Below are 23,009 nucleotides of genomic sequence, written 5' to 3' on the forward strand. Positions count from 1 at the left end.
CCGGATTTTCGGCGAGCCGCGGTTCAGCCCACCTCCGCGTTCACCGGCATGCCGGTGACGGGCCGCCCCGTGGCGGACGCGATCGCCGCCGCGGCGGGCGGGAAGGCCAGTTCGCCCAGGCCGCCGATGGGCGCGTCCGACCGCACGAGCACCACGTCGACGTCCGGCGCCTGGTCGATGCGCGCCCACGCGTAGTCGCGGAACGACGACTGCACGACCCGCCCGTCCCGCACGGTGATCTGCGCGCCCGACACCGTGGACAACGCGTCCATCACGCCGCCCTCGACCTGCGCGCGCACCCCGGACGGGTGCAGCACCGGGCCCACGTCGACGGCCGCGGTGACGCGGCGGACCTTGCCCTCGGCGGCGTCGGCGATCACCGCGATCACCGAGCCGTAGTCGTCGTGGCACGCGACTCCCCGGGTGGAGCCCGGTCGGACGGCGCCCGCGCGGGCCGCCGCCGCGTCCAGCGCCCGTCGCAGCCGCGAGTCGGCGGGCAGCAGCCGGCGTCGCAGGTCGACCTGGTCGAGCCCGGCGCGGTGGCCGAGTTCGCTCAGGAAGTTCTCCTCGGCGTACTGGAAGTGCCCGGCGTAGACCGCGCGCCAGAACCCGGTGCGCAGCGGCGCTTCCCGCAGGGCCACGTCCACCCGGCCGGGTACCGAGTACGGGAAGTGGTCGCCGCTGGCCTTGACGATGGCGGGGTTGTTGAAGAACGGCAGGATGTTCAGCGGCCAGGTCGCGACGCCGTGCGCCCGCCACGTCGGCACGCCCGACGCGTCGAGGACCGCGGACAGCCGGTGCACCGACATCGGTCGGTACGAGTCGTGCCGCATGTCGTCGTCACGGGTCCACAGCACGCTCACCGGCGCGCCCGCCACCCGTGAGCAGGCGACGGCCTCCAGCACCGGGTCGGACTCGATGCGCCGGCCGAACGCGCCGCCGCTCAACGTGGGCTCGACCCGCACGGTCGCCGGGTCGAGCCCGAGCTGACCGGCCAGGGCCTGCCGCAACGAGCCCGGGTCCTGCGTCGGCGTCCACACGGTGAGGCCGGTGTCGGTGAGGTGCGCGGTGGCGTTCATCGGTTCCATCGGCGCGTGCGCCAGCAGCGGCAGCTTGTAGGTGGCCTCGAACGCCACCGGGCCCGGCGCGGTCGGCACGGCGGGCAGCGCGGCCTCCAGGTCCGCGAGCCACTGCCTGCTGTCCGCGGTCGGCGTGCCGCCGCGCCACGTCACGCGCAGCGCCTCCCGCCCGCGCAGCGCCTCGGGCATCGACCGGGCGATCACCGCCACCCCGCCCTGGCCGGACGTCGCCGGGTCCAGCGCCGTCACCGCGACCACGCCCGGCACCGCTCGGGCCGCGCTGTCGTCCACCGCGTCGACCAGCGCGCCGATCCACTGCGGCCGGAGCACGACGGCGACCAGCGCTCCCGGTGGCCGGGTGTCGATGCCGTACCGGGCCCGGCCGGTCACGATCGCCTTCGCGTCCACGCCACCGGCCCGCGTGCGGCCGAGCAGGCGCCACCGCTCCGGCGGCGTCGTCGTCACGGGCACGGTCGCCGGGTCCAACGCCGCCGCGTCCCGCACCAGGCTCCCGTACCGCAGCACGCGCCGCCCGTGGTGGACCGCGCCGTCCCGGGTGGTGCACTCCTCGACCGGCACGCCCCACCGTTGCGCGGCGGCCGCGACCAGCAGGCAACGGGCGGTCGCGGCGGCACGGCGCATCGGCTCGTAGAGCTGCCGGGCGGAGAAGGAGTTGCCGACGCCCTGCGAGCCGTACCGGGCCGTGTCGCCGTGCGCCTGCTCCAGCCGGACGTCGTCCAGGCCGACCGCCAGCTCCTCGGCGACCAGCAGGGCGACCACGGTGCGCACGCCCTGCCCGGAGTCGGGCTTGGGCGCGGTCGCGGTGATCCGGCCGCGGTCGTCCAACCGGACGAAGACGTTGGGCGCGAACTCCTCGACCGCCTCGGCCGGACCGGGCAGCGCGACCGGGACGGAGACGACCAGCACGCCACCCAGGAACGTGCGCCGGCTGATCTTCATCGCTCATCCCCGGTGGTCGGTCGCTGCTGCTCCGAGGCCAGTCGGGCGGCACGTCGGACGGCCGCCCGCACCCGCGTGTAGGTGCCGCAGCGGCACACGTTGTCGCGCAGGGCGGCGTCGATCTCGGCGTCGTCCGGGTCGGGGTTGGCGGCCAGCAGCGCGACCGTCGACATGATCTGGCCGGCCTGGCAGTAGCCGCACTGCGCGACGTTCAGCTCCAGCCACGCCCGCTGCACCGGGTGGTCGCCGTCCTCCGACAGGCCCTCGATGGTGGTGACGCGCTTGCCCTGCGCCTCGCTGACGGGCGTGATGCAGGGCCGTGCCGCCTGACCGTCCACAAGGGACGTGCAGGCGCCGCACGCACCGACCCCGCAGCCGTACTTGGGTCCGAGCACGCCCAGCTGTTCCCGCAACGCCCACAACAGCGGCGTCTGCCCGGGAACGTCCACCTCCCGCCGCTCGCCGTTGACGTGCAACCGGTATCGCCCCACCAGGACACCCCTTCACGTTCGGCTCGACCCCATCGTGGTGGCGCGCGGACCAGCAGGCAATCAATCGTTCAGCCGACTGAGCATCGCTCGGGTACGGCCGACAGGCGGTTGCGCGCCGGTGCGAGGGGTGCTGCGGGCGGGCCGATCGCCGAGCGGGCCGGGGGCGGAGGGCCGGCCCGCCCGGCGCGGGGTCACCGGCCGATGGTGGCCTGCGGACCGGCGTAGGTGCGCACCAGGTTCGGCACGTCCCCGGCCGCGTCGAGGGTGTAGGGGTAGAACGACCGCGGGTCGAAGGCGGAGCCGCCGGTCTCCCGCTGACCCGTCGAGTTGACCACGATGCTGCCGGACTGGCGCAGCTGGGCGGCGTCGTCGCGGTAGTACGGGTCCTTCACCGAGTCGTAGTAGGAGTTCTCGATGACCATCTTCGTGCTGCCGCGGGCGTAGTTGCCGTAGCCGGTGACGTTCTGCAGGTAGTTGTTGTAGAGGTGGGCGTTGGCCACGTTGTCGGTGCTGGGGTTGCGCGAGTTGTTGTTGTGCATCCAGTTGTGGTGGATGGTCATGCGCGCGGTGACGTTGGTCGTCCAGCCGATGCCGAAGGCCTTGTTGTTCTCGCCGAGGCGGTTCCACGACACCGTCACGTTGGTGCTGTCCTTGCGCAGGTCCACGAGGCCGTCGTTCATGCGCAGGATGGTGTTGTGGTCGATCCAGACGTTGCGGGAGGCGTCGACCTGGATGCCGTCGTAGTCGTACCCGTCGTCACCCGGGTCGTCATCGCTCATCCGGGTGTCGCGGATGGTCAGGTTCCGGATGATCACGTTGGACACGCCGTTGAGGTTGAACCCGCCGTTCACGATCTGGCCGGCCGTGCCGACGCCGATGATCGTCTTGTTGGAGGCGACCTTGATCTCGGTGCCGTACGGGGTCACGGTGATCGCCCGGTCGACCCGGATGGTGTGGGCGGTGCTCGACCCGGCGTACCGCACCAGGTCGGCGTAGGTCGTCGCGGTCACCGTCTGGCCGCCCGCGCCGCCGGTGGTCCCGGTGGCGAACCCGTCGGCGGTGTCGGACCAGGACCGGCCGCCGACCGGGGTGAAGAGCCATTGCTTGTTGCTGTTGGCGGTGCAGGTTTCCTGGACGATGGCGACGCCGTTGTCCTGGGCGGCGTCTTTGTTGGCGAGGCAGAGTCCGGTTTGGGCGTTGATGATCTGGTAGGTGCCGGTGCCGGAGGGGGTGAGGCGCCATTTCTGCATCTGGCCGTCCCAGCAGGTGTATTGCTGGGCTTGGAGGAACAGGGTGGCTTCGCCGTGGGGGATGTCGAGGCATTTCCCGCTGGCGACGTTGGTCATGGTGAACAGGCCGGACCCGGCGTCGCGGAGGGTCCATTGCTGCATGGTGCCGTTGGAGCAGGTCCACTGCTGGACTTTGAGTTCGTCGACGGGTTCGCCGTAGGGCACGTCGAGGCACTTGCCGCTGTTCTTCACCGCGACCGTGTAGGTGGTGTTCGCGCCCGGCACGGCGGCCTGGGCGGACGATCCGCCCACGACGACCGCGCCCGCCACCGCGACCGAGGCCGCGAGCAGCGCGAGGATCTTCTTGCGCATCGGTAGTCCTTCTGTGGGGAACGGAGGGGTGGTGGTCGACGTCAGCTCACGGGGTTCCAGCCGTCGCTGCCCGCGAGGTACTTCTGCGGGGTGTACTCGGCCGCCTGGGCGTCCGACAGCTGCGGCCGGTTGCTGTTGACCCCCGAGCCCGAGCCGGTGTTGCGGTATTCGAGGAACCGCGCGTTCTTCCACGAGTTGCCGGACATGTCGGTCCACGGCTGCGCCGTCTTCACGGTCGCGTTCAGGGTCGACTCCCGGTACAGCACCTGCGCGTCCGGGCGCCACGGGCGGCCCAGTTGCGTGACGTTGTTCGCCGTGCCGGTGACGGTCGACCGGTAGAACAGGAAGCCGTACTTCTTCGCCGCCGGGGTGCTGGCCGCGGTGATCGGCCCGCCGCTGGTGCGCTTCTCGTGCGCGGTGGTGCGGTGGAAGACCATGGTGCCGCCGCCGAAGATGAAGTCGACGGTGCCCTCGACGTAGGAGTCCGCCATGTAGGCGCGGGTGTTGTCGTTGACCAGGAAGGTGTCCTGGTCGCCGAGCAGCCGGACGTTCTTGAACACCGCGCGGTCGGCGTTGAGGTGCAGCGCCACCGCCTGGTGACCGCTCGACGTCGAGTTCTCGTCGAAGTCGTTCGAGATCGTCAGGTTGTGAGCCTCGAAGCCCTTGCCTTGCACGAACACACTGGCGCTGTTGAACGTTCCGTGCGTGTAGGCGCTGTTGTTGAACACCAGCACGGTCTGCGACGGCGACGAGCCCAGGCCCTGGAACGTGATGTTGGTCTTGGTCGAGGGCACCGTCACGACCTGGCGGTACGTGCCCGCCTTGATGGTGATCACGGTCCGGGCGGAGCTGTTGGTCGGCGCGGCGTTGACCGCCTCCTGCACCGTCCGGTACCGGCCCGTGCCGTCCGCGGCCACGGTCGGCTGCGCGGTCGAGCCGACCGGGGTGAAGAGCCATTGCTTGTTGCTGTTGGCGGTGCAGGTTTCCTGGACGATGGCGACGCCGTTGTCCTGGGCGGCGTCTTTGTTGGCGAGGCAGAGTCCGGTTTGGGCGTTGATGATCTGGTAGGTGCCGGTGCCGGAGGGGGTGAGGCGCCATTTCTGCATCTGGCCGTCCCAGCAGGTGTATTGCTGGGCTTGGAGGAACAGGGTGGCTTCGCCGTGGGGGATGTCGAGGCACTTGCCGCTGGCGACGTTGGTCATGGTGAACAGGCCGGACCCGGCGTCGCGGAGGGTCCATTGCTGCATGGTGCCGTTGGAGCAGGTCCACTGCTGGACTTTGAGTTCGTCGACGGGTTCGCCGTAGGGCACGTCGAGGCACTTGCCGCTGTTCTTCACCGCGACCGTGTAGGTGGTGTTGGCCACGGGGGTGGCCGCGGTGGCGGAGGGCGACGTCAGGACCGTCGCGCCGAGGGCCAACGCCAGCACGGCGACCACCGGCGACCACACCGGCCACCACGTCCGCCGAACGCCGTCGGCTCCTTCACTTCTGCTGCCCTGCACAGGGGGTTCCTTCCTCGGACCGGCATCGATGACGGTGAGGCCCCGTCCCGACCGGGGACGAGGCTCCGGTGCACAGACACAGCGGCTTGTTAGCGATAACAGAAACGGGCCGGGTTCACTCGTTCGGACGAGCGGCACGGGCCGGGGCGTCGAACGGTTCGACGATCTTTACAACGTTTCACCACCTGTGCGAGCCTCTTGCGCCCGCGTCGCGCGCGCAGCGTGCGGCCGGTCGAGGGGAGGCCACGAGTGCGCACGACGGTCGACGCCGAGGTGGTCGCGGCGGCCAGGTCCGGTGACCGGCGCGCGCTGGACGACCTGCTCGCGGCCTACCTGCCCCTGGTCGCCAACGTGGTCCACCGCGCGCTGCCCGGCGACCCGGAGGCGGACGACGTGGTGCAGGAGACGATGCTGCGGGTGGTGCGGGGCCTGCCCGCGCTCGACGACCCGGAGCGGTTCCGCGCGTGGGTCGTCACCACCGCCATCCGGCAGGTCCGCAACCACGCCCGGGGCCGCCGTGCCGCGCTCGCGCGCCGACTGCCGCTCGACGGCCTCGCGGACCCCTCCGACCTCGGCGCGCGGGTCGCCGACGACGCGGTCGACCGGGTGATGGCGCAGCAGGAGCGGCGGGACATGCTCGCCGCGACCCGGTGGCTCGAGCCGGACGAGCAACGCGTGCTGGCGCTGTGGTGGCAGGAGGTCAACGGGGAGCTGACCAGGGCCGAGGTGGCCGAGGCGCTGTCGGTCAGCCCCGCGCACGCCGCGGTGCGGGTGCGGCGCGTGAAGGAACGGCTGCTGACCGCCCGCACCGTGCTGCGCGCGTGGCGGGCCACGCCGCGGTGCCCCGGCTTGGCCGACACCGGCCGGGGCTGGGCCGGCGTCCCCGAGCGGCGGTGGCTCAAGCGCCTGGCCCGCCACGTGCGCGGCTGCGCCGTGTGCGCGGCGGTCGGCGTCCCGCGGACCTCGTCCGACCAGCTGGCGCTGGGCATCGGCCTGCTGGCGGTGCCGTCGGTGCTGCCGCACGTGCCCGCGCACGCCGGCGTGGTCGAGGCGGTGCGGCGGTTCTTCGACCTGGTGTGGACGAAACCGGTCCTGGCCGCCGTGCCCATCGTCGGCGGCACGGCCGTGGCGTTGACGGTGTGGGTCACGCCGACGCCGCCGGACGAGCGGCGCGAGGAGATCGCCCTGCCCACCCTCTCGACCACGGCGGCCGCGACGACCGGGCCGGCCACCGCGACCACGACGTCGGCGGTGGTCACGGACGTCCCGGTGGCGCTCTACGTCGCACCGGGCGGCAGCGACGCCGGCGCGGGCACCGAGGCCGAGCCGTTCGCCTCGCTGGGCCACGCGGTGTCCGTGGTGCGGCCCGGTCAGACGATCTACCTGCGCGGCGGCACGCACCGCCCGGCCTCCCCGGTGGAGATCACCACCAGCGGCACGCCCGACCAGCCCATCACGCTGATGAGCGCGGCGGGGGAGCACGCCGTCCTGGACGGCGGTTTGGTGCGCGGCGGCGGGCCGTTCGTCACGCAGCAAGCCGCGCACTGGGTCGTGCGGGGGCTGGAGATCACCGGCGCGCCGGGCGTCGCGTACTCGTGCCGGTCGTGCCGCGCCACGGTGTTCCAGGGCCTGTCGGTGCACGGCAACCTCGGCTCCGGGCTGCACCTGCACGGACCCGGCACCGCCGACAACCAGGTGCTCGACAGCGACTTCCACGACAACCACGACCCGGCGGGCCGTGACGCGGACGGGCTGGTCCTCGGTCCCGGTTCGGGCGCGGGCAACGTGGTGCGCGGCTGCCGGACGTTCCACAACGTCGACGACGGGCTGGTGGTCGACGGCTTCACCGACCCGGTCACCGTGGACTCGACCTGGTCCTGGGGCAACGGCGTCAACCGCTGGTCCCTGCCCTCGGTCGGCGGCTCGGGCCGCGGCTTCGACCTCGGCGAGCTGGGCGCGCACGTCGTCACCCGCAGCGCCGCGTGGAAGAACAACGGCGACGGCTTCGCCGCCGGCGGCTCGCCGCCCAAGGAGTTCACCGGCAACAGCGCCCTGCGCAACGCCGGCGACGGCTTCGCCCTGGGCTCCTCGAACTCCGCGGTGCGCCGCAACTTCTCCTTCGGCAACCGCGAGCAGGTCGTCCCCGCCCGCCGGGTCCCCGCCGACGGCAACACCTGGGACCTGCCCGACTGGGGCACCCACGTGCTGCGCAGCCTGGACGCGACCACCGCCGAAGGCCCCCGGGCCCCGGACGGTTCCCTGCCGCCCACCGACTACCTCGTCAACACCAAGGACCCGTCCGTGGGCGCCCCGATGACGACCGGGCGCTGACCGGCGGCGGGCGCCGCGGTGAACAGTTGCCGAAGGGCCTTCGGGATCCCGGTGCGCGGTCCGCACAATCCCGCTGTGATCCCACGACGCACCGCGCGCTCGCGCGCCGCACTGCTCGCCTGCCTGGTGGCCATCGGCCTGCTGTCACCCGGGGTGGCCGAGGCCGACGGGCCGGGCGCGCGCCCGCCCTACTCCTTGCTGCACATGAATGTCTGCTCCAGCGGGTACGCCGGCTGCTACGCCAGGACCGAGTACCCGAAGATCGTGGCCGAGGTGGTCGCCCGCATCGAGGCCAACGACGTCAACGCGGTCACCCTCAACGAGGCGTGCAGCGGTGACGTGGCCGAGATCGCCGCGCGCACCGGTTACCACCACCGCTTCGCGACGGTGATCTACCGCGGCGCCCCGCTGGCCTGCAAGTCGCCGGAGGGCCGGGGCGTGTTCGGCAACGCCGTGCTGACCAAGGAGGCGATCCACGCCGCCGAGGACGCGCCGTTCTCGGTGTTCAACGGGGTTGAGCAACGGCGCTGGCTGTGCGTGACGACCGCCCGCCGCGTGGACGTGTGCACCACCCACCTGTCCACCGGCGGCGAGGCGCCCGGCACCCCCAACGCGGTCCAGTGCGCCGAGCTGACCGGGGTGCTCGCCTCCCGCGGGCGACCGACCCTCTTCGCCGGCGACGTCAACCGGCGTGCCTCCTGCGCGCCGCGGGGTCACTGGACGCTGACCGACGCCGCCGCCACGCAGGCGCCCGGCATCCAGCACGCCTACGGCACCCTCGCCGCGCCCGTGCTGGAGATCGAGCCGACCACGCACACCGACCACGACGCGCTCGTCGTGCGCGCCGGCCTGCGCCCCTGACACGTCCGCCGACAGGCTTCCGCGCGGCCCGACCGCGGGTGGGTGATCGGCACCCGGTGGACCACTTCTTGTGAAACGTTTCAGCCCTGTGTCACAGTCGTGGTCCGCCGTCGTCACCGACAACCGATCCCCGAGGTCTTCAATGAGGAAGGCACCACTCGCGGCGGCCATCGTGCTGGCCGCGTCCCTGGTCCAGCCCGGCGTGGCGCAGGCCGCGCCGGGCGTCACCCTGCTGTCCGACACGCTGCTCGACCAGTCGGCGCTGTACTTCGTGTCCTACGACGGCCTGGTCAACAACAACGCGTTCCAGGACGCGCTGGTCACCTACAACGGCCACCAGTACGCGGCCTGGTACACCTCCACGCGCAACGCCGTGATCGCGCGGCGGGCGTTGGGCGGCAGTTGGGAGAAGGCGGTGCTGCCGCACCGGCTGAGCGCCGACGACTCGCACAACGTGATCTCGCTGGGCATCTCGCCCCAGGACGGCACGCTGCACGTCGCGATGGACACCCACGACACGCGGCTGTACTACTCGAAGTCGGTCGCCGGGCTCGCCTCGCAGCCCGGTTCGCACGCCTGGTCGCCGTCGGTGTTCGGCGCCGTGCAGCGGACCCTGGGCGGGGTGGAGCTCGGCAACATGACGTACCCGCAGTTCGTCGTCACGCCCGAGGGCGCGTTGCAGTTCAGCTTCCGCACCGGCAGGTCGGGCAACGGCGTGAACGAGCTGGCCGAGTACACCGGCGGCGCGTGGCGGCGGCTGGGCGGGTGGTCGTCGGCCACCGGCAACTACCAGGGGCCGAACGGTGTCGTGTCCACGACCCGCAACATGTACCTGCACGGCCTGACCTACGACCGGCGCGGTCGGCTGCACGCGGCGTTCACCTGGCGCGAGGGCAACTCGGGCGTGCTGTGCAGCCCGGGCGGCCTGACCAACCACGACACCGGTTACGTCTACAGCGACGACCTCGGTCGGACCTGGCGCAACGGGGCGGGCGCGGTCGTCGGCACGACGGGCGGCACGCGGGTGTCGGTGATCTCGCCGGGCCTGGTCGCGGACCCGTTGGACCCGAACCACGGCCTGATGAACCAGGAGGGCCAGAACGCGGACTCGGCGGGCACGCCCCACGTGGTGATCAGCTACGTGCCTGGCCGGTTCACGCAGTGCGTCTCGAACTACTCGCAGCAGCGCACCCAGTACGGGCGGACGTTCCACGTGGTGCGCAACTCGAACGGCACGTGGACCAAGCGCGAGGTGCCGGTGGCGCCGGGCAGCACCCAGAGGACGAAGCTCGTCTTCGACCGCGCCGACAACGCCTACCTGGTGATGCCGCGCGGCCGGATCGTGTCGGCGAGCAAGGCCAGTGGGTGGACCGACTGGACCCTGGTCTTCGACCGGTCGTCGATGAACGCGTTCGGCGAGGTCAACGTCGACACGTCCAGGCTGGCCGCGGACGGCGTGCTGTCGGTGCAGTACCAACAGCGCTCCAGCGGCACCACGCCGTCGCCGATCCGGGTCGCCGACTTCCGCCTGGGCTGAGGTTCGGTCAGGGGTCCTCGGCCAGAGGGCCCCTGAGCCGGGTCGGTCGGGTGACCCGGCGCGACGCGGGAGCCGATCGGGAACGTCCGGTCACCGCGACGGCCCGCGGCTCGGGCGTTCGTCGGACCAGGCGTTCGTCGAACCGGTCGCCGCGCACGGCGGTCGGCCGCGGCTCTCGTGCACCCGTTCGTCGCGGTGCGTCGGCGTGACCCGTTCCACCGGGACGGCGACCGGCTCGACCCGCTCAGTACCCGACGTACCCGGTGCCGGCGTTGATGCCGACGAGCCCGGGGTGGCGGGCGAAGCCGCCGTAGCGCGCGTAGGTGTAGCGGACGCCCGCGATGATGTTGTCGACCGGCGCGTAGATGTCGTCGTACCCGGCCAGCTTGTAGGACTGGAACGTCGGGTCGATGCACTGCATCAGGCCCTTGGAGGGTGTGCCGCGGGCGGCGTTGGAGTCCCAGGTGTTGACGGCGTTCGGGTTGCCGTTGGACTCCTTGATGATGATCGTGTAGATCTCGTCGACGCTGCTCTCGTCGATCGCGGTGCCGTTGGCGGCCAGGACGGCGATCGCCTCGCGGATCCAGCCCTCGACCTGGCGCTGCTTCGGCGGCTTGCGCGCCTCCTCGGCCTCGCGGGCTTCGCGCGCCGCCTGCTCCTCGGCCGCCTTGCGGGCCGTGTAGCCGTCCTGCGCGATGCCGCTGGCCTGGTTGAACGTGTGCAGCGCGGCCAGTTGCTCCTGGCGGATGATCCGGGCGGTCTCCGAGCCGAGGTCCACGGCGTGCACCGTGTCGACCTTGCCGGTGCGCACCGTCTCGTCCGGCACGCCGCCGAGGTCCGCGCCACCGGCCACCGGGCTGAACGTCCCGGTCATCGCGTGCGCCGCCGCTCCGGCGCCGGAGACGATGCCGACGGCCACCGCGACACCGGCGATGCGTCGCGGGAGCACCCGCTCGGCCTCGGCCCGGTGCGCGCCCTTGTAGCCGGGCGGCGGCGGGGGTACCTGGAAGGTGGTCTGCCCACGTTTGTTCTTGTGACGGACGTGCCGAGCCAAGGGTGCAGCCTCCTGCGGTCGGGGAACTCCGTCACCGGAGACCTGGCGGGGGATCCAGGTGGACTTGGGCCGTATCGGGGGATGTCGGGCCCGTGTCCCTTCGGTGATGGAACCGTGATCTGCGGCCGAGAACGTAACCGTTCGTGTTTTGCGGAGGCAAGGCATGGGCGTTAATGGGTGACGCTCGTCACGTTTGTGGCGAGCAACCACTACCGATTGTTGCTCTGTGTGCCACTAACGGGTGAGAAGGGTAGTGGGCGTGGGAGGGACCGGCCTCGAACGGCGCAAACACGGGAGCCATCGGTGCCCGTCGGCGGGTTGTAGGTGTCGCGCCGGCCCGAGGCTCAGGTTGCGGACGTCGGGCGCGGCGCGGTCGCGGTCGAGGTCGCGGTCGAGGTCGAACCGGCCCGGCTCCGCCGCCGACGTTGATGCCCGGACCACGGCCCGTCTTGGTCCGCAAGAGTGCGGTGACGTGGGGCGATCCTGGCGGAACCGCCCGAACCGGACCCTCCGGACGGCTAAAGTCGGAAGTCCTGCGTCACGCCGCCGAGGGTGGGACGAGGCTGGTCCGCGAGGAGTCCGGTGGCCGAACACGGTGCAGGGGAGCGTTTGTCGTCGGTCGACGTCGTGGACGAGCTGGTGAAGCTCCTGCAGGACCTCACCGAACGACCCCGGTTCGGCGAGCTGCCCGGCCGCCGGGCGGGCGCGCGGGCGAGCGGCGACCGCGGCATCCCGCTGGTCTGCCTCGTCCGCGGCAAGCCGGCCGACGGCCTGCTCCAGGCGCTCCAGGCCCACCTGCGCGGCGCGCACCCCGGCCGCGTGCCGCACGCCTACCACCGCTTCGCCGAACCGGCCGCCGACGCCGACAAGCCCGAGACCGGCACGCTGGAAGCGGTCGGCTCGGTGCTGGTGCACGTCGCCCGCGAACTGGCCCACGGCGCCAACGACCGCTACGGGCGGCACGAGTTCCGGCGCTTCGAGCTCGTCTACTGGCTGATGAACCAGCGGATGGACGGCGCCGACCCCGAGTCGGCCGCCACCCTGCTGACCCGATTACGGGAGCGCGACCTCGGCCGCCGCAGCGGCGACGACCTGAAGGACGTGCTGGACGACGCCACCGGCACCGCGCCGTGGTGGGTGCGGCTGGTGGTGCGGCTCGCGCCGTCGTTCCTGTTCCGGGCGAAGCTGCGCGGGCTCGTGCCGGGCAGCGAGTACCGGTGGCTGCTGCGCCAGCCCTACCTCGCGCCGCACGACCCTGGCACGTTCATCGGCTTCGCCGAGCGGCTGACCTCCGCGCTCGTGCCCGGCGAGAGCGCCGAGCCGCGCGAGGACACCGGCCAGCTGGCCAAGCTGCTGGTCAACGCGTTCCTGGAGGACGTGCGCCGCGCGTACCGCCGGTCGTGGTGGCGGATCAGGTCGGCCCGCCGCACGGTGTACCCGGTCGTGCTGCTGGACGGCATCCGCCGCGACAACGGCGGCTACGCCGTGCTGAAGATCATCAACGACGTGCGCAACGACACCGGCGCGTTCGACCCGCTGGTCATCATCTCCGGCAGCGCCAAGGTGCCGCCGGACGCGGAGACCACCGCCGAGCGCGAACCGGCGTCGGTGAGCCAGGCGGGCCACGCCTACGAGACGTGGGCGCGCAAGCTGGCCACCGACAGCCGGGCCCGCCGGCCCACCGCGTGGTTCCTGCCGTTGCAGGTGCCCGACGTGAGCGTCGTGCGCGGGGAGGTGCCGCCGACGGCCACGCTGTCCGTGCGGCAGGCGCCGGTCTGGTCGCGCACGTCGGTGCTCGCGATCGTGGTGGTGCTGCTGCTCGCGTCGGTGGCGACGGTCGGCTACCGGCACGTGCGCGACATCGTCGCGGCGGACGAGTCCTGGCGCCACGCGCACTGCGGGCTGGACCGCGACAACCCCGACGCGCACACGCTGCAGCGGATCGGGGACGACTGCGTCGGCGTCACCACCGGTCTCGTGCCGCTGCTCGAAGCGCCCGCCGGCGACGACCTCACGCGCTTCAACCGGATCCAGCAGCTGATCGTGGACCAGAACCGGCGGGTGGTGGAGGCGCACGAGCGCGACCCCGGACGTCCCTACGCGACCGTCGTGTACGTGTCGGCCATGAGCGCGAGCCACGACGCGCTGGCCAGCAACACCGCCCGGCTGGTCGGCGTCGCGGCCCGCCAGGCGAGGCTGCTCGACCGCACCGACTCCGACGAGCCCCTGATCCGGGTCCTGCTCAGCAACGCGGGCTCGGCCATGCAGCACGGTGAGGTGCTGGCCGAGAAGCTCCGGCCCATGCTGGCGGAGGACAAGAGCATCATCGGCGTGCTCGGCATGGCGTTGAGCAGCACGCCGACCAGGAACACCATCACCGAGCTGGGCGAGGTCGGGCTGCCGGTGGTGGCCGCGACGCTCTCGGACGACGCGATGCCCACCGCGACCCGGATGTACTTCCAGGTCTCGCCGACCAACGACCGCCAGGCGCAGGTCGCGGCACGGCACGTGCGGGCGGCGCACCCCGCCAAGCGGGGCGTGGTCATCGTGCACTCCAGCGACGAGGCGGACTCCTACGCGGCCAACCTGCGCCTCGACGTGGCGGAGCGGTTCGCCGAACAGGGGCTGCGGGTGCGCGAGGAGTCGTACCGACCGGCGTCGGACGGGCAGGGCTCCGACGCCAGGCGGCTCGGCCAGGACCTGTGCGGCGTCGGCGAGGACGAGGTGGTGTTCTTCGCCGGCCGGCCGGCGGACTTCGGCAAGCTGATGGACGGGCTGAGCGCCGGGTGCAAGAGCGACCCGCCGGCGCTGCTCGCGGGTGACGACATCGCCCGTTACGCGGCCAACGACACGTTGCGGGGGCAGCACCCCGAGATCCCGTTCGAGTACGTGTCGTTCGCGATCGGCTCGCCGGACTGCGCGGCGGCCACCGAGATGCACCAGAAGCTGCGGGAGCTCATGCCGGAGGAGTGCGAGGGTGGCGCGAACCCGTCGCTGGACGGCCACGCCGCGCTCACCTACGACACCCTGTACCTGTACGTGCACGCGATGATCCAGCTGGGGAACATCCCGGTCTCGCCCGGTCACATCTGGAAGGAGATGAGCGACGTCGGCGGGGCGCGGGCGTTGTCCGGCGAGAGCGGGGTGATCGACTTCGGCGACGGCCAGGTGCCGATCGACAAGTTCGTGGCCGTGCTGCGGGTGGCGGACGGCAAGGCGCCCACCGTGCTGGCGTCGTGCGGCGACTACCCGAACCGCCAGGACGTCGACCTCCGCCGCGCGTCCTGGTGCCCCACCACGCCACGCTGAGGCGCGGGGCCACCTGGACCGCCGCGGCCCGGCACGCGGTCGACCGCGACGCCACACCTCTTCGTCCGGCCGACCGCGCGTGCCGTTGAGATCCGGTGGACCGAGCATTTCCCGGTTGGTCCGCATCGTTGCGGCCTCCGCTTCGGGAGGTCGTAGGACCATGGCTGGCGGTGGGTACTCGGCGATGGCCCGGGATCGGGCGGAGGGTGCCCGGCCAGCGGGCCCTGGCGTTCGGAGCCGCCCAGGTCCTGCAGGCCGGGCGGGACATCCACGTCCACCAGGTGGTCGATCGGCGGCCGGTGCTCAGGCGCGGCGACCTCGTGCGACGGGCGCTGCCGGCGACCGTCGAGCAGACGCCCCGCTCGCCGCTGCGCGGGCGTGAGGACGACCTGGCCTTCCTGCGCGACACCGTGGCCGCCGGCAGCCACGTGGTGGTGACGGGACCGAGAGGCTCGGGCAAGACCCTGCTGCTCCAGCACGCGGCGAACACCGGGGCGTTGTCCGGGCGCGTGCTCGGTTCCGACGTGGGCGTGGTGTGGTCGACCGGGCGGTTCCGGACCGCCGCGCACGCCGTCCGGGAACTCCTGCACGAGTGCTTCGAGGTCGACGCGGACGCGGTCGTGCCCGACGACCTGGCGAGACGGGCGCTCGGCGACGTCCGGGCGCTCGTGGTGCTCGACGGCGTCGACCTGCCCCCGGACGAAGCGCTCCTGCTCCTGTCCGCGATGCCCCGCAGCGTGTTCGTCCTGACGTCCCGGCGCGACGACCTGTGGGTGGCGGGCCGGCGGCGGCCGTTGGGCGGGCTGTCCTTCGACGACGCGCTCCTCATGGCGCGGGACGAACTCGGCGACCAGGTCGACGCCGACGAGGTGGCAGAGGACTGGCGGGCGTGCGACGGCAACCCCTTGGACGTCATCGAGCGCGCCGCGGTCCGGGACTCCGCCCGCCGCCTCGGCACGGTGCCCGAGGGCGTGTCGAGCGCCGAGGTGCTCGCGCAGGGCGTCGCCGTCGTCCTCGACTCGCTCACCGATCAGGCCGATCGCGCCCTGCGCACGCTCGCCGCGCTCGGGGACGTGCGGTGGGGCGTGGGACTGCTCACCGCCGTCTGCGGCGTGCCCGAGGCCGAAGGTGCGGCCTTGTTGGCGCGCAAGCGCTTGGCGCACTTCGAGGACGGCGGCTACCGCGTCAGCGGCGTCGTGCCGCCGTTCGCCGGAGCCGACCTCGTCCCGCTCGTGGAACGCGTCGCGGAGTGGGTGGCGGGCGCGCGACCCGCCGCCGTCGCCGGTGAGATCCACGTCGTCGAACGGGCGCTGGAGCGGACCCTGGACGCGGAGCTGCACGAGACCGCGCTGGCCTTGGCCCGCACGGCGTCCGCCGCGCTCGCGTGGACCCGGCACTGGGGCGCGCTGGCGATCGTGCTCGGGCTCGGGTTGCGCGCCGCGGTCGGCGCCGGCTCGGTGCGCGACGAGCTGTCCTTCCGCTACGCGCTGGCCGTGTGCCGGCTCAACGACGGCCACACCAGGCAGGCCGCCGAGCTGCTGGCCGGCGCGGTGAGCCTGATCGGCGACGACCAGGACGAGCGGCTGGCGTCCCGCGTGCGGGAGCTGGACGGGGAGGTCCAGCACCTGTCCGCGCGGCAGCCGTTGTCCACTGTGGACGCTCTACTGGCCAGGATCGCCGAGGCGGGCGGCACGGTGGCGGCGTCGGCCAAGGCGGCGCGGGACGCGTGCGTCGGCGTGCTGACGAGCACGCCGGGAGGCGTCCAGCTGGCACGGCTGGTGCAGGAGAACCCGGCCGTGGTGCGCGGGGTCGTGTCGATGGTGGCGGTGGCGGGGCTCGTGCTGGCCACCATGTCGGCGTCCGGCAGCCGTGACCAGGCCACGGCCATGCCACCGACCGCCGCGGTGGTGGGTCAGCCGCCGGGCACGAACGTCACCGACGGCCCCACCACCACCGCGCCGGACGGCCCCGTGACCGCACCGGCCCCGACGAACGGCACCACAGCGGGTGGCGTGCCGGAGGACCGGGAAGGGCCGGGTGGGCACGACACGGGCCGGCCCGGATACCCGCCGACCAAGACCGAGACCGGCACGACCACCACCACGACCCGCCCGACGATCCCGGCCACGTGGGGTCACGTCCGCGTCTGGCCGGTCGACGGCGCGGTCGGGACCACCCGGTGGCTGTCCGGGCCCGTGCCCGACAACGACGAAGCGAACTGGACCTACGGCCCGTGGGAGATGACCAAGCCGGCCGTCGGCCACCCGACCGCCACGCACGTCGCCGTCGGCAGGCAGCGGATCCGGCTGCCCGCCGTCGGCGCGCCCGGCGGCAGCGTGAAGGTGACCACCCAGGACTTCGCCGCCTGGGGTGGCTCGGTCGGCTACCGGCCAGGGGTGTCGTGCCAGCCGGCGGGGTGGTTCCAGGACGGCGCCGACGAGGTGGTCGACGTGGTGTGCTTCGACCGCGCCGGCAACCCGGACGACGTGCCGTTCTTCGTGCGGTACCTGGCCGGGTCCGCCTCGGCCAGGCGCGGGTTCGTCTTCGACGACCAGCCCACCGCGGCCACCTTCGTCCCCGACTGGCGGCACGGCGTGAACGCGGGCGCGGTCACCAGGACGGGTGTCGGCCGGTACACGGCGGAGTTCCCCGGTTCGTCGGGCGGCGCGGTCGAGGTGACGGCGGTCGGCCCGGCGTTGCGCCACTGCGCGGTGGTGGGCAGGCGCGGGCACCTCGCCGACCTGGCGTGCACGGCGCCGGACGGCTCGCCGGCGGACACCGCGTTCACCGCCGCGTTCACCGTCGAGGGCAACCTGCTGGACGACCCGCGCAAGCCGGTCGGCGACTACCTCGTCGCCGAGGACTCGCCGACCTCGGGCGCGCCGGTGATCACCACGAGGTGGGCGTCGGGCAACGCCCCGATGACGCTGGACCGGCTGTCCACCGGCAAGTACAAGGCGTACTTCACCAACGGCCACATCCGCAGCACCGTCCACGTGACCGCGCACGGCCGCGGCAACCACTGCAGCGTGATGCAGCTCAACGACTACAGCCGTGCCGACGAGACCCACGTCTGGATCGCGTGCTTCGACTCCGCCGGCGCGTTGACCAACACCGGCTTCACCCTGATCTACACGTCCACGCGGATCTACTGACGCCTGTGTCACCCGACCGGCCCGCCCGGCGACCGGGACGACTGGATCATCGCGGTGGGCGCCGCCGACCTGGCCGCGCGTCGTGGCGCGACCTGCGGATGCGGCGGACGATCAGCCGGGTGGCCGCCGCCGACCCGGCCACAGGCTCCTGGTGCGACTCGCGGGTGACGGCCGCCGGGCCCGCGTCGTCGACCGCACGCGGGCCCGGCGCGGTCAGCGGCCCCGCGTCATCCAGTCGCCCTGGTGCGGCGCCTCCGCGCCGATGGTGGTGTCCTCCCCGTGCCCGGTGTGCACGACCGTCCGCTCCGGCAGGGTCAGCAGCCGCCGCGAGATCGAGCCGACGATGACGTCGAAGTCCGAGTACGACCGCCCGGTCGCCCCCGGACCGCCGTGGAACAGCGTGTCGCCGGTGAAGACCACGCCCAGCGCGGGCACGTGGAAGCAGCACGCGCCGGGCGCGTGGCCGGGCGTGTGCAGCACGTGCAGCGCGACGTCCGCCACCTCCACCACCTGGCCGTCGGCGAGGTCGCCGTCCGGCTCCACGTCCGGGTGGGTCAGGTCCCACAGCACGCGGTCGGCGGGGTGCAGCAGCACGGGCGCGCCGGTCGCCCGGGCGAGTTCCGGCGCCACGCGCACGTGGTCGTCGTGGGCGTGCGTGGCGAGGATCGCCTTCACCTCCCGCCCCCCGACGACCCGGAGGATCGCCCCCACGTCGTGCGGCGCGTCGATCACCACGCACTCGGTGTCGTCGCCGATGACCCAGACGTTGTTGTCCACGGCGAAGGTCTGCCCGTCGAGGTTGAACGTGCCGCGCGTGACGGCGTGGTCGACGCGTGCCATCAGAAGACCACCACCGAGCGCAGCACGTCGCCGCGGCGCATCTTGGCGAACGCCTCCTCGACCTGGTCGAGCGCGATGGTCTCGCTGACGAACGCGTCGAGGTCGAGCCTGCCCTGCCGGTGCAGGTCGATCAGGTACGGGAAGTCGCGGGACGGCAGGCAGTCGCCGTACCAGGACGACTTCAGCGCGCCGCCGCGCGAGAAGAAGTCGATGAGCGGCAGGTCGACGCGCAGGTCCGGGGTCGGCACGCCGACCAGCACGACGGTGCCGGCGAGGTCGCGGGCGTAGAACGCCTGCTCCCACGTCTCGGGCCGACCGACCGCGTCGATCACCACGTCCGCGCCGAACCCGCCGGTCAGCTCCCGCACCCGGGCCACCACGTCCTCCGACTCGGCGTCCACGGTGTGGGTGGCGCCGAGGCCGCGCGCCCACTCCAGCTTCCTCGGGTCGAGGTCGACCGCGATGATCGTGGTCGCGCCGGCGAGGCTCGCGCCCGCCACCGCCGCCGCGCCGACACCGCCGCAGCCGATCACGGCGACGCTGTCACCCCGGCCGACGCCGCCGGTGTTGACCGCCGCGCCGAACCCGGCCATCACGCCGCAGCCGAGCAGCCCGGCGACGGCGGGGGAGGCCTTCGGGTCGACCTTGGTGCACTGCCCGGCGTGCACCAGGGTCTTCTCGGCGAACGCCCCGATGCCGAGCGCGGGCGACAGCGGCGTGCCGTCGGCCAACGTCATCGGCTGAGCGGCGTTGTGGGTGTCGAAGCAGTACCAGGGCTTGCCCTTCAGGCACGCGCGGCACGCGCCGCACACCGCGCGCCAGTTCAGCACCACGAAGTCGCCCGGCGCGACACCGGTGACGCCGTCGCCGACCTGTGACACCACCCCGGCCGCCTCGTGGCCGAGCAGGAACGGGAACTCGTCGTTGATGCCACCCTCGCGGTAGTGCAGGTCGGTGTGGCACACGCCGCACGCCTGGACCTCCACCACGGCCTCACCCGGTCCCGGATCCGGCACCACGACCTCGGTCACCTCGACCGGCGCGCCCTTGCCCCGGGCCACCACGCCACGAACCGTGTGAGTCACTGAGAGCCTCCGTCGTCGTGCGCGTGCACGGGTCGCTGCGCGCGAGGTGTCGTCGTGGCGCTGTTCCGAAGGTCCGGCCTGGTCGACGTGGTGCACCCGCTTCGCCGGCGTGGGTCGAGGTCGGCGGTGCCGAGGAGCATGGGGGATCTTCCTGCCATCGGGGATGGGGGTCGGGCCGATCCGGGTGTCGGCGGTCGTCGTGCGGGAGAACGCCCGCACGGGCGCCTCCCGTCGCACGGCCTCGTCGAACGCCACCCTGGCAAGGCGGCGCTCCGCCCGCAACCGCTGCCACTGGTCCGGGTGGGTGGGGTAGACCAGCCCGCCGACCCGACGAAGGCGGGGGTGAGGTGGTGGCCGGTCGCAGGCAGCGCGCGGTGGACGCGGCGATCGAGGTGATCGCCGCCGACGGGCTGCGGAGTCGACGCTCGTGCTCGCCCGCCTGGCCGCCCGTACGTCGCCGCGGCTGGGGCCCGCGCGGCTGCGGCCCAGCCTGGCCGCCCTGCGCCCGCGCCGGCCTGCCCGCGCTGGTCAGCGCTCCACGGCCAGCCGGACGCCCAGCCCGATGAACACGCCGCCGGTCGCGACGTCGATCCGGCGGCGGGCGGCGTGCCTGCGGCGCAGCCAGCCGCCGATGCGACCGGCCAGCACGCCCACCGCGCCGTCCACCACGAACTCCAGCGCGATGAGGATGGCGCCCAGGATGGCGAACTGGAGCCACACCCGGCCCAGGTCCGGGTTGATGAACTGCGGCAGGAACGCGATCGTGAAGGTGACCATCTTCGGGTTGAGCAGGTTGGTCGCCATCCCGGTCAGGAAGGCCCGACGACCGGACATGCCGCCCGCCACCGGCTCGCCGACCACGGTGCGCCCGCGGTGGCGGATGGCCTGCACGCCCAGGTAGACGAGGTAGGCCGCGCCGATCGTGCGGACCACCGTGAACGCCACCGGCACCGCGGCGAACAACGCCGCCAGGCCGGCGGCGGCCACGATCACGTGGACGGCCTCGCTGGTCGCCACGCCCGCCGTGGCCAGCAGCCCGGCGCGCGGGCCGCCGCGCATCCCGCAGCCGAGGACGAACAGCATGTCCGGACCGGGCGTGACCATCGCGACGACGGTGGTCAGCGTGAACAGGGCGAGCAGGTGCTGGTCGATCGGCATGCCGGTATGCAACACCCGCCCGGCGCGGTGCGCCCGCGAATTCCCGATGACTGGACCGCCGGCAGGTCACCGCAGACGGGACGGGATACCCGTGGTCCTCCCACCTGACCGCCGGGCCGCACCGGCGGGTTGCACGCCGCGACACCGGGCGTCCGGAGTGGACGCCCCCGGAATTGTCGGACCCCTTTGGCACCATCACGGCGTCGAGGAGGGGAGCGGCGATGGCGGTGCGGGTGGCGAGCAGGCGGCGGGGCGCGGCGTGGTTGGCGAAGACGCATCCCGGCGCGACGGTGGTGGACGTGACGTCGAAGGGGCCGCCGCCGTGGGTGCGGCTGAGCCCGTTCTTCCCGCACGGCGGCATCCCGGTGCCGTTCACGCCGGAGGTGACGGCGCAGTCGGTGGAGGGCGTCTGGCAGGCGTTGAAGGTCTTCGAGGGCGAGGACGTCGACCGGGCGAAGCTCGACGTGAAGACCATGACCGGGTTGAAGCGCACGGTCCGGAGATCGGGCCCGGTCCGGGGCCACCGCGAAGGGCTGGCCGGTGAGCGCCTGCTGGCCTACGAGGACGCGCGGCGCGCCATCTACCTGCCCACCTACCGCTGGGTCCTGGAGCACCGGGTCGCCGACGAGGTGGCGCAGCTGAAGGAGTTGAGCCGACGGGGGGAGGTGGTGTTGCTCGACTACACGACGAACGGCGACGTGGCGGACTTGCGGACCCCGCTGTCCCACGCCGCCCTGATCGCCGCGCACCTGGAGGACCGCTGGCCGTAAATTGGTGCCATGAGCGCGACGGGCAGCGGCCAGCAGCCGCGGGTGGTTTCCGGCAGGCAGTCCGAACTGCTGGGACTGCTCCGCGACGAGGGCGCGATGTCCCGGGTCGCGCTGGGCGAGCGGCTGGAGCTGCCGCGGGCGAAGCTGACCGCCGAGCTGGCGAGGCTGGTGGACGTGGGCCTGGTCCAGGTCGGTGGACCGGCGGCGAGCCGGGGCGGGCGGCGGTCGACGCTCGTCCACCTGGCCGACGACCTGCGCGTGCTCGGCGTGGACGTGGGCGCGACCTCGGTGACGGTCGCGGTCACCGACGGCCGGTGCGAGGTGCTGGAGAGCCGCAGCGAAGAGTGCGACGTGCGCAGCGGGCCGGCGCCGGTGCTGAGCCGGGTCGCCGAGCTGGCCGACGTCGTCTACGCCAAGGCGTCGGGCCGGCTCATCGGCGCGGGCATCGGCCTGCCGGGTCCGGTGAGCTTCCGCGACGGCATGCCGGTCGCGCCGCCGATCATGCCCGGCTGGGACCGCTATCCCGTGCGGGACGAGCTGGCGGGCCGGTGGGGCTGCCCGGTGACGGTCGACAACGACGTGAACGCCATGGCGCTGGGCGAACGCCACGCCGGCGTGGCGCGGTCGCTGGAAGACCTGATCTTCGTCAAGGTCGGCACCGGGATCGGCTGCGGGATCGTGCTGGGTGGCAAGGTCTACCGCGGCGTGGCCGGCACTGCGGGCGACATCGGGCACATCAGGCTGGACGACTTCGGCCCGGCCTGCGCGTGCGGCGAGGTCGGCTGCCTGGAGGCGTACTTCGGCGGCTCGGCGCTGGCCCGTGACGCCAACACGCTGGCCCGCAGCGGTCGTTCCGTCGCCCTGGCCACCGCCCTGCACGACAAGGGCCTGCTCACCGCCGAGGACGTCGGCACCGCCGCCGCGGCCGGCGACTTCGCCGCCGCGAACCTCGTGCGCGAGGGCGGCCGGCGGCTCGGGCACGTGGTCGCCTCCCTGGTCAGCTTCCTGAACCCGGGCATGGTCGTCATCGGCGGCGGCGTGTCGAGACTGGGCCACTCCCTGCTGGCCGAGGTGCGCAGCGCCGTCTACCGCCGCTCACTGCCGCTGGCCACCGGCAACCTGCCCATCGTGCTCTCGGAGCTGGGCGACCTGGCCGGCGTCACGGGCGCCGCCTGGTCCGCCACCGACCGGGCCTTCTCCCCGGCCGGCTGAACCCCGGCTGCCGAGCTGTCCCCGGCTGCCGGCTGAAGCCCGGCCGTCGAGCTGCCCCCCGACC

General features: G+C 73.1%; 15 protein-coding genes. 7 read left to right on the forward strand and 8 right to left on the reverse strand.

What is annotated here, in order from left to right; genetic code table 11:
* Positions 1-23: 23 nt before the first annotated feature.
* The 4 genes from ACZ7GX_RS05220 to ACZ7GX_RS05235 all read right to left on the reverse strand — a co-directional run bounded on the left by ACZ7GX_RS05220 (position 24) and on the right by ACZ7GX_RS05235 (position 5,633).
* On the reverse strand, positions 24-2,039 hold the full coding sequence (locus tag ACZ7GX_RS05220; protein ID WP_498773060.1) for a xanthine dehydrogenase family protein molybdopterin-binding subunit: 2,016 nt from the start codon (positions 2,037-2,039) through the stop codon (positions 24-26).
* Positions 2,036-2,530: a (2Fe-2S)-binding protein gene (locus ACZ7GX_RS05225; protein ID WP_498773062.1), complete on the reverse strand. Its 495-nt coding sequence runs from the start codon at positions 2,528-2,530 to the stop codon at positions 2,036-2,038. Before ACZ7GX_RS05225 ends, ACZ7GX_RS05220 begins: the two co-directional genes overlap by 4 nt.
* Before the next feature lie 191 nt (positions 2,531-2,721).
* Positions 2,722-4,131 (reverse strand): RICIN domain-containing protein, encoded by a 1,410-nt coding sequence (locus ACZ7GX_RS05230; RefSeq protein WP_498773064.1) that lies wholly within the window; start codon positions 4,129-4,131, stop codon positions 2,722-2,724.
* A gap of 41 nt (positions 4,132-4,172) precedes the next feature.
* A complete protein-coding gene (locus ACZ7GX_RS05235; RefSeq protein ID WP_498773066.1) occupies positions 4,173-5,633 on the reverse strand; it encodes a pectinesterase family protein in 1,461 nt (486 codons plus the stop codon).
* 249 nt (positions 5,634-5,882) lie between these two features.
* Between ACZ7GX_RS05235 and ACZ7GX_RS05240 the strand changes: the two genes are divergently transcribed.
* The 3 genes from ACZ7GX_RS05240 (at position 5,883) to ACZ7GX_RS05250 (ending at position 10,362) form a co-directional block, all read left to right on the forward strand.
* A complete protein-coding gene (locus tag ACZ7GX_RS05240) occupies positions 5,883-7,964 on the forward strand; it encodes a sigma-70 family RNA polymerase sigma factor (protein ID WP_498773068.1) in 2,082 nt (693 codons plus the stop codon).
* Between the two features lie 75 nt (positions 7,965-8,039).
* Entirely contained in the window at positions 8,040-8,825 is a 786-nt protein-coding gene (locus ACZ7GX_RS05245; RefSeq protein ID WP_498773070.1) for an endonuclease/exonuclease/phosphatase family protein, read from the forward strand.
* A 142-nt stretch (positions 8,826-8,967) separates the two neighbouring features.
* Positions 8,968-10,362 (forward strand): BNR repeat-containing protein, encoded by a 1,395-nt coding sequence (locus tag ACZ7GX_RS05250; protein ID WP_498773072.1) that lies wholly within the window; start codon positions 8,968-8,970, stop codon positions 10,360-10,362.
* Positions 10,363-10,606: 244 nt separating this feature from the next.
* Here the strand turns inward: ACZ7GX_RS05250 and ACZ7GX_RS05255 are convergent, their stop codons facing one another.
* On the reverse strand, positions 10,607-11,416 hold the full coding sequence (locus ACZ7GX_RS05255) for a transglycosylase SLT domain-containing protein (RefSeq protein ID WP_498773074.1): 810 nt from the start codon (positions 11,414-11,416) through the stop codon (positions 10,607-10,609).
* Positions 11,417-11,998: 582 nt separating this feature from the next.
* Here ACZ7GX_RS05255 and ACZ7GX_RS05260 point away from each other — a divergent pair.
* Positions 11,999-14,725, forward strand: a complete 2,727-nt coding sequence (locus ACZ7GX_RS05260; RefSeq protein WP_498773076.1) for an ABC transporter substrate-binding protein — start codon at positions 11,999-12,001, stop codon at positions 14,723-14,725.
* Positions 14,726-14,895: 170 nt separating this feature from the next.
* On the forward strand, positions 14,896-17,880 hold the full coding sequence (locus tag ACZ7GX_RS05265; protein WP_498773078.1) for a hypothetical protein: 2,985 nt from the start codon (positions 14,896-14,898) through the stop codon (positions 17,878-17,880).
* A 213-nt stretch (positions 17,881-18,093) separates the two neighbouring features.
* Here ACZ7GX_RS05265 and ACZ7GX_RS05270 read toward each other — a convergent pair whose 3' ends face one another.
* From ACZ7GX_RS05270 to ACZ7GX_RS05280, 3 genes are all read right to left on the reverse strand, one after another.
* Positions 18,094-18,723, reverse strand: a complete 630-nt coding sequence (locus ACZ7GX_RS05270) for an MBL fold metallo-hydrolase (RefSeq protein ID WP_498773458.1) — start codon at positions 18,721-18,723, stop codon at positions 18,094-18,096.
* On the reverse strand, positions 18,720-19,805 hold the full coding sequence (locus ACZ7GX_RS05275) for an S-(hydroxymethyl)mycothiol dehydrogenase (protein ID WP_498773080.1): 1,086 nt from the start codon (positions 19,803-19,805) through the stop codon (positions 18,720-18,722). The genes ACZ7GX_RS05270 and ACZ7GX_RS05275 overlap by 4 nt, the downstream gene beginning before the upstream one ends.
* 528 nt (positions 19,806-20,333) lie before the next feature.
* On the reverse strand, positions 20,334-20,963 hold the full coding sequence (locus ACZ7GX_RS05280; protein ID WP_498773082.1) for a LysE family translocator: 630 nt from the start codon (positions 20,961-20,963) through the stop codon (positions 20,334-20,336).
* Between the two features lie 221 nt (positions 20,964-21,184).
* Here ACZ7GX_RS05280 and ACZ7GX_RS05285 point away from each other — a divergent pair, with 221 nt between their 5' ends.
* Together ACZ7GX_RS05285 and ACZ7GX_RS05290 are read left to right on the forward strand one after the other, a co-directional pair.
* On the forward strand, positions 21,185-21,733 hold the full coding sequence (locus ACZ7GX_RS05285) for a DUF6939 family protein (RefSeq protein WP_498773084.1): 549 nt from the start codon (positions 21,185-21,187) through the stop codon (positions 21,731-21,733).
* Between the two features lie 9 nt (positions 21,734-21,742).
* Positions 21,743-22,945 carry an ROK family transcriptional regulator gene (locus ACZ7GX_RS05290; protein WP_230569628.1) on the forward strand — a complete coding sequence of 401 codons (1,203 nt, stop codon included), beginning with the start codon at positions 21,743-21,745 and terminating at the stop codon, positions 22,943-22,945.
* The last annotated feature ends 64 nt before the right edge of the window (positions 22,946-23,009 follow it).

The organism is Actinosynnema sp. NPDC037264, from assembly GCF_055603705.1.

Coding starts and splice junctions, on each gene's coding strand:
- ACZ7GX_RS05230 (WP_498773064.1), bottom strand. CDS start 4,131: ATGCGCAAGAAGATCCTCGCGCTGCTCGCGGCCTCGGTCGCGGTGGCG.
- ACZ7GX_RS05285 (WP_498773084.1), top strand. CDS start 21,185: ATGGCGGTGCGGGTGGCGAGCAGGCGGCGGGGCGCGGCGTGGTTGGCG.
- ACZ7GX_RS05250 (WP_498773072.1), top strand. CDS start 8,968: ATGAGGAAGGCACCACTCGCGGCGGCCATCGTGCTGGCCGCGTCCCTG.
- ACZ7GX_RS05280 (WP_498773082.1), bottom strand. CDS start 20,963: ATGCCGATCGACCAGCACCTGCTCGCCCTGTTCACGCTGACCACCGTC.
- ACZ7GX_RS05290 (WP_230569628.1), top strand. CDS start 21,743: ATGAGCGCGACGGGCAGCGGCCAGCAGCCGCGGGTGGTTTCCGGCAGG.
- ACZ7GX_RS05220 (WP_498773060.1), bottom strand. CDS start 2,039: ATGAAGATCAGCCGGCGCACGTTCCTGGGTGGCGTGCTGGTCGTCTCC.